Below are 14,387 nucleotides of genomic sequence, written 5' to 3'. Positions count from 1 at the left end.
ACACGAAATGACGAACATCGCATTCATCGGTCTCGGCAACATGGGCGGCCCGATGGCCGCAAATCTGGTCAAGGCAGGCCACAAGGTGAAGGGCTTCGACCTGTCGTCGGAAATTCTTCTGGCGGCAGCGAGCCACGGCATAGCACCCGCAACATCGCTCGAGGAGGCGACCGCCGATGCCGAGGCCGTCGTCACCATGCTGCCGAAGGGCGTTCACGTCCTCTCGGTCTGGGGCGATCTCGTAAAGACCGTGAAGCCCGGCACCCTGCTGATCGACTGCTCGACCATCGACGTGGACAGTGCCCGCCGCGCCCATGAACTGGCGGCCGCAGCCGACTGCATATCGCTCGATGCGCCGGTCTCCGGCGGCACCGGCGGAGCGGCGGCCGGCACCCTCACCTTCATGGCCGGCGGCAGCGACGGCGCATTTGCCAATGCCCATCCCCTCCTCGAAGCCATGGGCAAGAAGATCGTCCATTGCGGCGGAAGCGGCGCGGGACAGGCAGCCAAGATCTGCAACAACATGATCCTCGGCATTTCGATGATCGGGGTATGCGAGGCCTTCGCGCTCGGCGAAAAGCTCGGCCTCTCCCACCAGGCGCTGTTCGATGTCGCCTCGACATCGTCGGGCCAGTGCTGGTCGATCAATACCTATTGCCCGGTCCCCGGCCCCGTGCCGACCTCTCCCGCCAACAACGAATACAGGCCAGGCTTTGCGGCAGCCCTGATGCTGAAGGACCTGAAGCTCGCGCAGGAAGCAGCGCTTGGCTGCGGCGCAGCCACCCCGCTCGGGGCCGAAGCGGCGCAGCTGTTCGATCTCTTCGCCAAGCAGGGAAATGGCGGCAGGGATTTCTCCGCCATCATCGAGATGCTGCGGGGCTGACCCTCAACGTCACGGAACAAATACGGCCGGCTGAGACTTCTCATACCGGCCGTAGCATTGAAATAAGGATGGGAGGAACCCGACTAGGGGGGGTGGGGACGCCAGATTCCTCCCACGGCATCTACCGTGGCCAGAGGCCGTTCGCCATGCGGTGCGAAACGGTATCGATAGATGCCGTACCAGTTCCCTGAAAACAGGGAACCGATCGGGTCTATCGAAAACTCACAAAGCGGCGATGAACTGCCTGCTGGATCGCAAGCCGCGTCCGTCGCATGCGTCAGGCTGCGCCGAAAGGCCGTTGATCCGTCCGATATGGAATTGAGAAGGCCTGCGCTCCCGGCGCATGGCGAAAACTGTCATATCCCTGCCCGGCAGGGACTTTCGGCCGGTATCCGGCCACGGATCCACGGATCCGCTTGCATCCGCGATGAACGCGGTTTGTCCTGCGCACGTCATGTGCCCAATTCCCCATTTGTCACCATCCGCAACTTCATGCGCGGAGTCCCGTCCCGGAACGACAAAAGGGTTAGGCCGCAAATCTGAATGAATTGATAAAATGCGGATAAAATTCTTGGTTTCCGCAAGATAAACGATCACCGGCAACAATTCGCACCGCCGGCGGTCGAAAACAAACCATCGATCAGCGGTCGTCCGCCGCCATCGCGCCCAGAAGTTTCGGCAGATCGCCGAATCGCGCGACGAGACCGAAGATCAATGCCGCGACCACCACGAAGAGGATCGTCACGGAAGCCATCGTCGGCGTGTAACCGTAACGCAGCGCGTTGAAGATCTTGATCGGCAGGGTCTCCATGGTGAAGCCGACCGTCATGTAGGCGACGATGTATTCGTTGAGCGACAGCACGAAGGCGAAGGCATAGCCGGAAACCAGATAGGGCCGGATCAGCGGCAGGACGACGGTGCGGAACACCGTCTTGTCGTCCGCGCCCATGGTCGAGGCCGCCTCGACCAGCGAGCGGTCGATGGCCGAAAAGCCGAGCGAAAGCGTCACGAGCGGCAGCGTCACGAAGAAGATCGCGTGACCGATGACCGCCGTCCATGGCTGGCCGTAGAACCCCGTCGTCGCCCAGAAGGTCAGAAGACCGAGCGCCGTGATGACAGGCGGCAGGGTGAAAGGCGCAATACCTAGGACCTGGAAGATGTTTGCCCAGGGCGCGAGACGGCGCCACAGGAACCATGCCAGCGGAAGCGCGATGACGACCGCAAGCGCGGCAGAGGCAAGCGCCAGCCCGAGAGACGCGAAGAAGGCCGAACGCCAGCCGGCATCGGCGAAGATTGCCCCGTACCATGCGAGCGAAAAGCCCTGCGGCGGGAAGGTCAGGCTCTGCTTCTCGTTGACCGAGACGCCGGCGACGACGACGATCGGAGCGGCGAGGAAGATCGCGATCAGGAGGAAATAGATCCGCGTCAGCATCTTGTTCATGCCGTCTCTCCCTTGCGTCCGATGAAGAGTGTCAACGCCACCATGCCGAGCGTGACAAGCACCAGGAACACCGCCATGGCAGCGGCAAACGGCATGTTGGACTGGTAGATCGCCTGATCGGTAATCAGCACCGACAGCGTCCAATGCTGTGGCCGGCCGAGAATCTGCGGCAGAAGATAGGAGCCGAGCGCGAAGATGAAGACCATGATCATCGTTGCGACGATGGTGTTGCGCAGCGCCGGCACGACGACAGTGAAGAAGGCCTTGATGGGCGAAGCACCGAGCGTCCGTGCAGCTTCCGTCAGTGTCGGATCGAGCCGCACCAGCGCGGGATAGAGAACCAGCACCGTATAGGGAAACGCCTGATAGGTCATGCCGGTCAGCACCGCGCCGAAATTCGGCATCAGCGCCATGGGCTTTTCCATGAGGCCGATCATGACCAGCAGGTTCGTGATGCCGGCGGTGCGCGAAAACAGCGTCGACCATGCAAAGCCGATGATGACTTCCGAGAGCGACAGGATGGACAGCAGCGCGACCAGCCACACGACCTGCGCCGTTCGCGACATGCGCGTCAGCAGATAGGTGAAGGGTATGCCGAGCACGACGCAGACCACCGCGACCGAGATCGCCAGCATCAGCGAGAAACCGAGAACGCCGGCAAAGAACGGGCTGATGAACCGGGCGTAGTTGTCGAACACGAAGGCCGGCTCGTAAAAGCCGCCCTGCTGACGCTTGAAGAAGCTGACGGCGATCATCGTGCCGAAGGGCACGACGAAGAACAGGATCAGCATGCCCGCCGGAAAGGCGAGCGGCGCATAGTCGAGCGCTTTTTGAGGGGGTTCGCGCCTCATGCCGGAAGCACCACGGCCGTCTGCGGGTCGATCACCACGCCGACTTCCTGCCCGACGCTGACCACCGGCCGTTCGCGCGGCGTGGAAACAGCGATCACTTCAGAACCGCGAACGTCGATGAATGTCTCGATGGTGCCGCCGAGATCACGGATGAAGGTTACGCGACCGGAAAGACGCCCCTCGCCCGGAGCGGAAAGACGGACGTCTTCGGGACGAACCGAAAGGCTGCAGGCGCTCTGGCCACTGGCCGCGATGCCTTCGACCGGCTGTCCGAGCACGAGTGTGCGGCCGCTTTCGACGGTGAGCGGCAGAAGATTGGTGGAGCCGATGAAATCCGCGACGAAACGGTCCGCCGGCTTGCGGTAGATCTCGATGGGGCTTGCCGCCTGACGGATCTTGCCGCCGTTCATCACCACGACGGTATCGGCCATGGTCATGGCTTCGCGCTGGTCATGGGTCACGACGATGGTGGTGATGCCGAGCTGCTGCTGCAGCTTGCGCAATTCCACCTGCATCGCCTCGCGAAGCTTGGCGTCGAGAGCGGAGAGAGGCTCGTCGAGCAGGAAGAGCTTGGGCGAGATGGCGAGCGCCCGGGCAATCGCCACGCGCTGCCGCTGACCGCCCGAAAGCTTGGTCACGGGACGGTCCGCATAACCCGGCAGATGGATCATGGCGAGCAGTTCCTCGACGCGCTTCACCTGCTCCTCGCGACCGATGCCGCGGATACGCAGGGGATAGGCGATGTTCTCGCCGACGGTGAGGTGCGGAAACAGCGCCAGCGACTGGAAGACCATGCCGAGATTGCGCTTGTGCGTCGGGACCTGCGTGATGTCCTCACCATCCAGCACGATCGATCCGCCGGTCGGCAGGTCGAGCCCGGCAATCATCCTGAGCAGCGTGGTCTTGCCACAGCCGGACGGGCCGAGCATGCAGACAAAAGTACCGTGCGGTACGTTCAATTGCACGTTGTCGACCGCGGTGAAGGGGCCGAATTGTTTCGTGACATCGTTGAGCGACAGTCCGGACATCATGTCTCCGCAAAAGTTCCGATGACAGTGGGGTGAAGGTCGCATGACCCTCACCCCACCTCAAGTGCTGGATTGGTTTTTCGTTCAGACGTCGATCAACCGACGATCAGTTCGGTCCACTTCTGGTTCAACCAGTCGGACTTGGTCTGATAGAGGTCGTAGCGCGGGGTGATCGGCTCGATGTCGGAGGACACGGCTGCGAATTCTTCGGCCGTCAGGTCGAGCAGTTCGCGCTTGACGGTCGGAGCCGTACCGACCTTGCGCGACAGCGTTGCCTGGATCGAAGGCTGGCACATGTAGTCGATGAAGATGTGCGCTTCTTCGCTCTTGGTCGACGCGCGCGACAGGGCCCAGCAACCGGAATCCTGAATGCCGCCTTCCTTCGGGAAGGTGGAGCGGACCGGATTGCCGTCAGCGGCAGCAAGGCCGGTAACGTCGTGGTAGTACTGGCCCATCGGGATTTCGCCCGACTTCAGCGCCTGTTCGAACTGGGCTTCGTCACGATACCACAGGCGAACGTTCGGCTTGACCTCGGCGAGCTTTTCGAAGGCCTTCAGGATGCCTTCCTCGGTGTCGAGCGCATTGGTGCCGCCGAAGTGGGTCTTGGCCGTCACTTCCAGCAGGAAGGAGTTGGAGACCAACGCCAAGAGGCCGAGCTTGTCCTCGTTTGCCGGATCCCACAGAGCGGACCAGGAGGTCGGGGCTTCCTTGTAGACATCCGTGTTGGTGACCAGCGTGATGTACCATGCAACGGCGCCGATACCGGCAACGCGGCCGTCCGGATACTTGTTGACGAAACGGTCGATCAGGCCGGAGGCGTTCTTGATCTTGTCCATGTCGAGCGGCGTCCACAGTTCGGTGGACTGGCCCTTGAGCATGGAAACCTGCGAGATCATCGAGACGTCGGCGGGAGCCTGGCCGGCCTTGGCGGCCTGCTCGAGCTGTACCAGCCATGCTTCGCCGGTCGGCTCGGCCACGGATTCGATGGCGATGCCGGTTGCCTTGGTGAATTCGGCAAAGATGTTCTTGTCGAAGGAATCCTTGAAGTAGCCACCATAGACGCCGACCTTCAGCGACTTGTCCTGGGCGCGCAGGATCGAGGGCATGGCGAGCATGCCGGCGCCGGCAAGCGAGCCGGCCAGTACGCCGCGGCGGCTGACGGAAGCGTTGAGGATGTTTTTCATGGTCCTGTTCCCTTGTCTTCGTTGGTTATCGTGAAGTCGAGCCCGGGACGCCTGATAGCGCCGTCCCGGGCAAAATGCCAGTTTCTCAACGGCCCTTGATCGCCGGACTATAGACCATGAGGCTCAGGATTTCGAAGAGAACCTGAGCGCCAGCATGGGCGGTATTGTTGGTCGCATCATACTGAGGAGCAACCTCGACGACGTCGCCGCCGACCAGATTGATGCCCTTGAGACCGCGGATGAGTTCAAGCACTTCACGCGACGAAAGGCCGCCGACTTCCGGCGTGCCGGTGCCGGGCGCAATGCTCGGATCGAGGCTGTCGACGTCGAAGGAGAGATAGGTCGGACCGTCGCCGATGATCTGCTTGGCCTTCTCGATGATCGCCGGAATGCCAAGCCCGGTCACTTCCTCGGCATGGATGACGGTCATGCCGGAATCGTAGGAGAACTCCCACAGATATTCGGCCGGGCCGCGAATGCCGATCTGGATGGTGCGGGTCGGGTCCAGCACGCCGTCCAGCACGGCATTACGGAACGGGCCGCCATGGTGGAACTTGGTCTGGTCGAAAGCGCCGCCGGTATCGCAATGGGCATCGATATGGATCAAGCCGACCGGGCCGTGCTTTTTGGCAACAGCCTTCAGGATCGGATGGCTGATCGAGTGATCGCCACCGACGGAAAGCGGCAGCAAGCCGGCTTCGACGATCTTGGTGTGATGCTTTTCGATGTCCTCATGGCTGAGTTCCAGCCGGTAGCGGCTGGAGAACGGCACGTCGCCGATATCGGCAACCTTGAGATCGAAGATCGGCGCGCATTCCAGAACGTGGTTGTACGGGCCGATGCGGTCGATGGCGCGCAGCGCACGGGGTCCGAAACGCGAACCCGGACGGTTGGACACGCCGAGGTCCATCGGCACACCGACGATCCCCACCTGCAGGTCACCGAAGTCGGGCGCTGCCGGATCGATCGGGCGATGCGGCGCAGACAGGAAGGTCGGGATGCCGGCATAAGGCGCGGCGCGGGTGCCGTTCGAGAAGATCTTCTCGCCGACCTTGGCAAACTTCTCGTCGAAGATTTCGCCTGCCTTGTCGTCACCGTATTTGGCGCGCAGTTCCTGAAGTCGCTTTTCGTCGAAAGTCATTTTGTCTTTCACCCTTCTTGCCGACGCCCTGCGGAACAGGAGTTCCCGTCGCGGACGACTGTTTAAACGGCAGTTCCGGCACCTGCCTCTATTGTAAGCATTAAGCCGCATGGGGGTAGAAAAGCAATTCACGATGTTATAGCAATCGCTGTGAGAAAAACTAACAAGCACCGAGACCATGTCCCATCGCCTGCCACCGCTCAATCCGCTGCGCGCCTTCGAGGCAGCCGCCAGACGCGGATCGATTTCGGCGGCAGCCCGCGAACTGAACGTCACCCATGGCGCGGTCAGCCACCAGATCAAGACGCTTGAGGAAACGCTGAAGACGCAGCTCTTCGAGCGCGGCGGCAAGCGACTGAAGTTGACGTCGCAGGGAGCCCTGCTGCTGCCGGCGGTTTCCACGGCCTTCGACGGCATCGCCGCCGCCACCGCGCTGATGAACCGGCCGACCACCAGCGGCAATCTCAGGATTTCCTGCGTGCCCGCCCTGCTCTCCCTCTGGCTGGTGCCGCGCATGGGCAGTTTCAGCGAGCAGTATCCAGATATCAGCCTGACGCTGACCTCCAGCAATGACGCAAGCCTCATCCATTCGCCCGATATCGACATCGCCATTCTCTACGGACCGGGAAGCTGGCGGGACTGCTGGACGCGGCTGTGGAGCACATTGGACCTTTTCCCGGTCGCCTCGCCCTCGCTGCTGAACTCGCGACCGCTGCGCTCCGTGCGGGACCTGCGCGACCACGTGCTGCTGCATGGCGACAACGGGCAGGAATGGAATACCTGGCTTGCCGCCGCCGACCAGCTCGACATGCCCCGCCACCGGGAGCATTTCATGAGCGATGCGAGGCTTTCCACCGAGGCCGCGCGCCACGGTCAGGGCATCGCGCTTGGCGACAACATCACGGCTTCCAGCCTGATCGCATCGGGCGAGCTGATCATTCCCTTCGATCTCTCGGTGCCCGGCACCAACGCCTTCTATGTCGCCACGCGAAACGAGGTGCGCGCCGCCCCGATCGCCCGCGTCTTCATCGACTGGCTCTTCGCCACGCTTGAAAGCGAGCGGGGTTCGCAGCCGTTGCCCCTGCCCCGCCCCGCTCACAGAGCGCGCAACATTCGCACCACGAATACAGGCACGGCGACAGGCTCGGTAAAGCCGGAAAACGCCACCACCTTGTCACGAACACGCAAGGCGACATCCGCCTCTGCACGAAAGACCGCCACCAAGGCTTGAACCAACCGAACAAAGCATCAGGACTGCCGAAATCATCATGCCATCCGCATCGTTCAATTCTCTCGTTTCCCGCCTTTCCCCTCCGCCGGTGCCCTCCGTCTTTGCCTGGGCGCGCGCCTATGACGGCAGCCGCGGTCCGCTGATCGACCTGTCGCAGGCAGTCCCCGGCTATCCGCCGCATCCGGACCTGCTTGCATGGCTCGGAGAAGCCGCCTCCTCGCGCGGATTTGCCGGCTACGGCCCGATCGAGGGCGAAACCGACCTGCGCAAGGTCTATGCGGCGGACGTCGCCGAAATCTATGGCGCAGCGATCGAAGCGCAGAACATCCACATCACCTCCGGCTGCAATCAGGCTTTCATGGCCGTTGCCATGGCGATTGCCGGTCCGGGCGACAAGGTGGCGCTGACCGAACCCTTCTACTTCAACCAGGAAACCACGCTCGCCATGATGGACATCGAGCGTGTGCTGGTGCCGCTCGATCCGGCAAAGGGCTTCGTACCGGATCTTGACGCGGTGCGCGCGGCACTGGCAAAGGGCATCAAGGCCATCGCGCTCGTCTCGCCGAACAACCCAACCGGCGCGATCTATCCGGCCGGCCTGCTGCGGAAAATCTTCGAGGCCTGCCGTCAGGCCGGCGTCTGGCTGATCCTCGACGAGACATACCGGGACTTCCTGCCGGAAGGCGACAAGCCGCATGAACTCCTGTCCATTCCCGGCTGGGAAGACAACCTGATCCTGCTTTATTCCTTCTCCAAGTCCTTCTGCATTCCGGGTCATCGTCTCGGAGCGGTCACCGCCGGCCCGAAGGCCGTCGCGGAAATCGCCAAGGTGATGGACAACCTGCAGATCTGCGCACCGCGCGCGCCGCAGGCCGCCGTCGCCCGCGCCATTCCGGCGCTGCGCGACTGGCGCAACGCCAACCGCAAGGAAATCCTGAAACGGGCGGATACGCTTAAGTCCGTCATGGCGAAGCTGCCGGACTGGAAGATGGATTCGCTCGGCGCCTATTTCGCCTTCATCCGCCACCCCTTCGAAGGCAGGCCTTCCGCGCTGGTGGCCGAGAAGCTCGCTCGCGAGGCCGGAGTCGTCTGCATTCCCGGAGCCTATTTTGGCGAGGCGCAGGAAGGCTATCTGCGCTTTGCCTTCGCCAATGCGGACTCGGCAACGATCGAAGCCCTGACGGATCGCCTCTCCGGCTTCACGCTCGGCTGAGGCAGAAAGATGGCCATGAAACGCATCGCGATCATCGGTGGCGGGCCAGCAGGGCTTATGGCGGCGGAAGAGCTTTCCCGCGCCGGCCATGCCGTCACCGTCTACGAGGCGATGCCGACCGTTGGCCGGAAGTTCCTGCTCGCGGGTAAATCCGGCCTCAACATCACCCATGCCGAGCCTTACGAGCGCTTCGTCACCCGCTTCGGCAAGGCGGGCGAACGGCTGCGGCCGGCGCTGGACGCCTTCACGCCGGAGGACATCCGCGACTGGGCGGCAGCACTCGGCACGGAAACCTTCGTCGGCACCTCGGGCCGCGTCTTTCCAAAGGCGATGAAAGCCTCCCCGCTGCTGCGCGCCTGGCTGAGACGGCTGGAAGCGCAGGGTGTCACGATCCTCACGAGGCATCGCTGGACGGGCTTCGACGGCGATGCTTATCGCATCGAGACGCCAAACGGCGAAAAGCGGATCGAGGCCGACGCCGTGCTTTTGGCGCTCGGCGGCGCAAGCTGGCCAAAGCTTGGCTCCGATGCCATCTGGACGGCGTGGCTGCGCGAAAGGAACGTCGACATCCATGACTTCCAGCCAGCCAATTGCGGCTTCGACTGTACATTCTCGCAAACCTTCCTCGAACGCTTCGCCGGCGAGCCGTTGAAGTCCGTGACCGCGACGAGTGCTGCCGGCACCATACCCGGCGAATTCGTCATCAGCCGTCACGGCATCGAGGGCAGCCTCGTCTATGCCCATGCCGCAGCGCTGCGCGAGGCGCTTGCCGCCACCGGCAAGGCAAGCCTCGTTCTCGATCTCGCCCCCGGCCGCACCGCGGAAAGACTGGCGCGCGATCTGGCAAGGCAGGACGCCAAGGCGAGCTTTTCCAATCGTCTGCGCAAGGCCACCGGCCTCGACGGCGTCAAGGCCGCCCTGCTGCGGGAGCTCGTACCCGACGCCAATCGTCTCGATGCGGAAGCACTTGCCGGTCTCATAAAAGCGCTGCCCCTGCCCGTCACGTCGCCGCGCCCCATCGCCGAAGCCATCTCGTCGGCCGGCGGCATTGCCTTCAACAGCATTGATGATCGTTTCATGCTGAAGGCGCTGCCCGGAAGCTTCGTTTCAGGCGAAATGCTCGACTGGGAGGCCCCGACGGGAGGCTACCTGCTCACCGCCTGCCTCGCCACTGGCAAGGCCGCAGCATCCGGCATCAGGCAATGGCTTGACGAAACGGCAAGCTGATCTCCGCAAAAGCCGCTCTTGAAGAGGCAGTGGCTTCCCGCCATCTTGACGGACAAAAACCGCCATCAAGACAGAAACGGGCAGGGAAACACGTTCACCATGCAGCCAGAAACACCAGTCGGCCATGATGCGGTCGTCGTCATCGGTCACATCAACCATGACCGCGTCTGGCGCCTGAAGGAACCGCTCCGCCCCGGCGGCCGCATCGCCTGGATCGACCGCAATGTGCGGCTCGGCGGAGGCGGTTATTACACCGGCAGCATGCTGCTTGCGCTTGGCCGCAACGTCGAGCTTGTCTCCTCCCTTGTCGATGACGAGCATGGTCGAAAGGCGCTCGAAGAGCTTCAGAAAGCGGGCTTCAGCACCGGTCATATCACGATGCGCGACGGTGAGACGGAATTCGCGGAGATCTTCCTCGATCCGGCCGGCGAGCGGACTATCCTCGGCAGCACCAAGCGCATCGCCCGCAACTTCACGTTGGACCGGCCGCTTCAGGCGAAAGCCTTCTACGTCAACGGCATGCAGCTTGCGGACACCGTCATCGCTTCGCTCGACAAGGCAGCGCTGGTCGTTTCGCAATTTCCGCTGCGGAACCCGACGCCACGGCCTGCCAATATCATGGTCGGCTCCAGAGCCGATTTTCCGGGCCTAAGCCTTACCGACATCTGGCAGGAGGCCTGCGCAATCGCCGGCGGCCGGCTGAAAGACCTGATGCTGACCGACGGCCCGAATGAAATCTGCGTTTATGACGGTCGCAGCCAAACCCGCATCGGCGTGCATGAGAAAGTCGTGACCGCCGACACCATCGGCGCGGGCGACAGCTTCAGCGGTGCGGTCCTGCATGAACTCCTGAACGGCATGCCGATCACCGATGCCGCCGCATCCGCCTGCGAAAGAACCGCGGACTGGCTGCGCAACCGCGATGTGGCGACTGCCGAGACCGAAAGCACACCCTGAGGAAACGGCTTCAGAAATTTTTCCGTTTCGATGGAACCTTGTCCGGTCTCGGGTGTTCGGGCTTTCGCAATGGAGTATGCGATGACCTACACAACGCCCACCTGGAACGAACCCGTCGAACTGAAACTGCAATGCGGCCTGACGAGAAGCTTCAAGGAAGCCTGCGACGCTCTCTATTTCCTGGAGGAGGAATGGCCTGTCCGCCATGGAGCCGCCTATCAACGCGCCAGACGCTGGTGCGGCATGGCGCTCGAAACGGACAAGGCGGCCGACATTGCCCGCAAGACCTTTATCGAAGCAGCCCGCAAGGCGGGTCTGCTGGATGAAAGCGCCTTGCCGGAAACCGGAAACGATCGCCCCATGAAGCCGCACGCCTGACGCCCGGCCCGTAATCGGGACCGGAACCGGGACTTGTCTCCACGCGAACGAGCCCCTACCAATTCCACTGGCGGCGAATACCAAGCCGCCAGTGGAAACGAGGGCGACAAATCCTGACATGCAGATCCGGGCTCTGATCTATTTCGATGAACTGGTGCGCGCCCGCTCGATCCGCGCCGCCGCCGACAAGCTCAACATCCAGCCCACGGCGCTTGCCCGCCAGATCGACCATCTCGAACATTATTTCGGCACACCGCTCATCGAGCGATCGAGCCGGGGGGTACGCCTGACATCCGCCGGCGAACTGCTGGCCGCCCGCGCCGGCAAGACGCTGAGGGAACTGGATCACGTCCGCCAGCTGATCGACGATCTGGAGGGGCTGAAGCGCGGCCACGTCAACATCTTCGCAAGCGGCGCCACCGTCGCCAACCTGCTCGCACCGGCGCTCGCCGATTTCAGCCTGAAATTCCCGAAAATCCGCTTCTCCGTGACCATCGCTTCCGCGCGCGCGGCCATCGAAGCGGTCGCCAATGCCGAGGCCGACATCGCCGTCACGCTATTTTCCGAACCCGAACCCGGGACGAAGGTGCGCCTGCGCGCCGAGATCGTCTACGATGTCATCGCCGCCGCCGGTCATCCGGCGGCAGGCCATGCCGAGCTGACGGTTCCGCAACTCGCCGCCTATCCGCTCGCGGTGCCGGACCGCTCCTTCGGCGCGCGGCTCGCCTTCGACGCGCTGTTCAAATCGGCCGGCGTCACGCTCGACCCGGTCTTCGTCACCAGTTCGCTGGAAATGCAGAAGGAGCTGGTGCTGCGGGGTGCTGCCGTCACCCTGTTGCCGGCACTGACCGTGCTGCGCGAATGCCGTGCCGGACAGCTTGTGGCGATCCCGATCGCCGGCAACAGGGGCATTCGGACGCCGATCGAGCTTTGCATCGCCTCGGATCGTCAGCTTTCCTTTGCCGCGACCAAGCTGCTCGACGCCATAGACCGCTTCATGCGCGAGGTCATGCCCCGTGCGGCGGGCGCCTCTACGAAACAAGAGGGAGTGTAGCGATTTTCGATACACGGAGAACACAAAAAACCGCATTGTGTGCGCGCCAACGAGATGCCAGTATTTTTTGCACCGCGCCATCGGCTGAGCTGCCGAAACAAAACGAGCGCCAGGAACAGGGGAATTTCATGACCAATGCCTTGCTTGCCGTGAGGGTCGACAACAAACGGAAAACCCTCCGTAGCTTCGCCCTCGGCCTTGCCGCCACGGCGGCCATCGTATTTTCCGGCTCCGCCTTTGCGGCACAGAAGGACCTGACGCTCGGCATGACCATCGAGCCGACCGGCCTCGACCCGACGATCGCAGCCCCCGTCGCCATCGGCCAGGTGACATGGCAGAACATTTTCGAGGGTCTCGTTACCATCGACCGCGACGGCAAGGTGCAGCCGCAGCTCGCCACCAGCTGGGACATTTCCGCCGACGGACTGACCTACACCTTTCACCTTGCCGAAGGCGTGAAGTTCCACGACGGCGAAGCTTTCGATTCCTCCGTCGCCAAGGCTTCGCTGGAACGCGCCCGCGGCGCCGACAGCGTCAATCCGCAGAAGCGTTTCTTCGCTGCCATCGACACCATCGAGACCCCCGATGCCGCAACGCTTGTCCTGAAGCTAAAGGAGCCGGCCGGAAGCCTGCTCTACTGGCTCGGCTGGCCGTCGTCTTCCATCGTCGGCACCAAGAGCGCCGCCGACGACAAGACCACGCCCATCGGCACCGGCCCGTTCAAGTTCGTCAACTGGGCCAAGGGCGACAAGGTCGAACTCGCGGCCAATCCGGACTACTGGAACAAGGACGTCGCAGTGAAGCTGGACAAGGTCACCTTCCGCTTTATCTCCGATCCGCAGGCACAGGCCGCCGCGCTGAAATCCGGCGATGTCGATGCCTTCCCGGAATTCGGCGCCCCCGAACTGGTGGAGACCTTCAAGGACGACGCAAAGCTTGCAACCGTGATCGGCAACACCGAACTAAAGGTCGTGGCCGGCATGAACAACGCCCGCAAGCCGTTCGACGACAAGCGCGTGCGTCAGGCGCTGATGATGGCGCTCGACCGTTCCGTCATCGTCGAGGGCGCCTGGTCCGGCTACGGCACGCCGATCGGCAGCCACTACACGCCGAACGACCGCGGCTATGTGGATCTCACCGGCACCTACCCTTACGATCCGGAAAAGGCCAAGGCGCTGCTGGCCGAGGCCGGCTATCCGAACGGCTTCAGCTTCACCATCAAGACGCCGCAGATGGCTTATGCCCCGCGCAGCGCCCAGGTGATGCAGGCCATGTTCGCCGAGATCGGCGTGACGATGAACATCGAGCCGACCGAATTCCCGGCCAAATGGGTGCAGGACGTGCTGAAGGGTCGCGACTATGACATGACCATCGTCGCCCATGCCGAGCCGATGGACATCGATATCTATGCTCGCGATCCGTACTACTTCAACTACAAGAACCCGGCCTTCAACGACATCCTGAAGAAGGTCGAGGCGACCTCCGATACCGTCGAGCAGGACAAGCTCTACGGCGAAGCCCAGAAGATCCTTGCCGACGATGTTCCCGCGCTCTTCCTCTTCGTCATGCCGAAGCTCGGCATATGGGACAGGAAGCTGAAGGGTCTCTGGGAAAACGAACCGATCCCGTCCAACGTGCTGACCGAGGTTTATTGGGAAGAGTGAGTAATGAAGCTCACCGTTCTCCAATCCTCGGGCTTATGACGAGACAGGCCATGAGTATGCTACCCCCCTCTGCCCTGCCGGGCATCTCCCCCTCAAGGGGGGAGATCGCGCGTGTTGATCGTCGTGCACATCGAT

The 14,387-nt window shown here is 62.7% G+C and carries 14 protein-coding genes; 8 read left to right on the top strand and 6 right to left on the bottom strand.

Annotated features, from left to right (window positions below):
* The first annotated feature begins 7 nt into the window (after positions 1–7).
* On the top strand, positions 8–883 hold the full coding sequence (gene mmsB, locus NBH21_RS15875; RefSeq protein ID WP_250915225.1) for a 3-hydroxyisobutyrate dehydrogenase: 876 nt from the start codon (positions 8–10) through the stop codon (positions 881–883).
* 222 nt (positions 884–1,105) lie between these two features.
* Here mmsB and NBH21_RS15870 read toward each other — a convergent pair whose 3' ends face one another.
* The 6 genes from NBH21_RS15870 to speB all read right to left on the bottom strand — a co-directional run bounded on the left by NBH21_RS15870 (position 1,106) and on the right by speB (position 6,528).
* Complete coding sequence (locus tag NBH21_RS15870; protein ID WP_250915224.1) at positions 1,106–1,486, bottom strand: hypothetical protein; 381 nt, start codon at positions 1,484–1,486, stop codon at positions 1,106–1,108.
* A gap of 37 nt (positions 1,487–1,523) precedes the next feature.
* Positions 1,524–2,324: an ABC transporter permease gene (locus NBH21_RS15865; RefSeq protein ID WP_250915223.1), complete on the bottom strand. Its 801-nt coding sequence runs from the start codon at positions 2,322–2,324 to the stop codon at positions 1,524–1,526.
* Positions 2,321–3,175 (bottom strand): ABC transporter permease, encoded by an 855-nt coding sequence (locus tag NBH21_RS15860; RefSeq protein ID WP_250915222.1) that lies wholly within the window; start codon positions 3,173–3,175, stop codon positions 2,321–2,323. Before NBH21_RS15860 ends, NBH21_RS15865 begins: the two co-directional genes overlap by 4 nt.
* Positions 3,172–4,203, bottom strand: coding sequence for an ABC transporter ATP-binding protein (locus tag NBH21_RS15855; RefSeq protein ID WP_250915221.1), 1,032 nt, complete (start codon positions 4,201–4,203; stop codon positions 3,172–3,174). The genes NBH21_RS15860 and NBH21_RS15855 overlap by 4 nt, the downstream gene beginning before the upstream one ends.
* A gap of 95 nt (positions 4,204–4,298) precedes the next feature.
* The gene (locus NBH21_RS15850) at positions 4,299–5,387 is read right to left on the bottom strand and encodes an ABC transporter substrate-binding protein (RefSeq protein WP_250915220.1); all 1,089 of its coding nucleotides are present in this window, start codon (positions 5,385–5,387) and stop codon (positions 4,299–4,301) included.
* Between the two features lie 85 nt (positions 5,388–5,472).
* Positions 5,473–6,528, bottom strand: coding sequence for an agmatinase (speB, locus tag NBH21_RS15845; protein ID WP_250915219.1), 1,056 nt, complete (start codon positions 6,526–6,528; stop codon positions 5,473–5,475).
* A gap of 178 nt (positions 6,529–6,706) precedes the next feature.
* Between speB and NBH21_RS15840 the strand changes: the two genes are divergently transcribed.
* From NBH21_RS15840 to NBH21_RS15810, 7 genes are all read left to right on the top strand, one after another.
* A complete protein-coding gene (locus NBH21_RS15840; RefSeq protein WP_250915218.1) occupies positions 6,707–7,759 on the top strand; it encodes a LysR substrate-binding domain-containing protein in 1,053 nt (350 codons plus the stop codon).
* A gap of 37 nt (positions 7,760–7,796) precedes the next feature.
* Entirely contained in the window at positions 7,797–8,972 is a 1,176-nt protein-coding gene (locus NBH21_RS15835; protein ID WP_250915217.1) for an aminotransferase, read from the top strand.
* A 9-nt stretch (positions 8,973–8,981) separates the two neighbouring features.
* Positions 8,982–10,199, top strand: coding sequence for a TIGR03862 family flavoprotein (locus NBH21_RS15830; RefSeq protein WP_250915216.1), 1,218 nt, complete (start codon positions 8,982–8,984; stop codon positions 10,197–10,199).
* A 99-nt stretch (positions 10,200–10,298) separates the two neighbouring features.
* Positions 10,299–11,156 (top strand): PfkB family carbohydrate kinase, encoded by an 858-nt coding sequence (locus NBH21_RS15825; protein WP_250915215.1) that lies wholly within the window; start codon positions 10,299–10,301, stop codon positions 11,154–11,156.
* Between the two features lie 81 nt (positions 11,157–11,237).
* On the top strand, positions 11,238–11,534 hold the full coding sequence (locus tag NBH21_RS15820; RefSeq protein WP_250915214.1) for a DUF982 domain-containing protein: 297 nt from the start codon (positions 11,238–11,240) through the stop codon (positions 11,532–11,534).
* Positions 11,535–11,652: 118 nt separating this feature from the next.
* Positions 11,653–12,588, top strand: a complete 936-nt coding sequence (locus tag NBH21_RS15815) for a LysR family transcriptional regulator (protein WP_250915213.1) — start codon at positions 11,653–11,655, stop codon at positions 12,586–12,588.
* A 128-nt stretch (positions 12,589–12,716) separates the two neighbouring features.
* A complete protein-coding gene (locus NBH21_RS15810) occupies positions 12,717–14,252 on the top strand; it encodes an ABC transporter substrate-binding protein (RefSeq protein ID WP_250915212.1) in 1,536 nt (511 codons plus the stop codon).
* The last annotated feature ends 135 nt before the right edge of the window (positions 14,253–14,387 follow it).

This window comes from Ciceribacter sichuanensis (assembly GCF_024055605.1).
GTDB classification, from domain to species: domain Bacteria; phylum Pseudomonadota; class Alphaproteobacteria; order Rhizobiales; family Rhizobiaceae; genus Allorhizobium; species Allorhizobium sichuanense.
The sequence above is the reverse complement of the archived record's forward strand: the minus strand, read 5'-3'. Positions and strand labels throughout refer to the sequence as shown.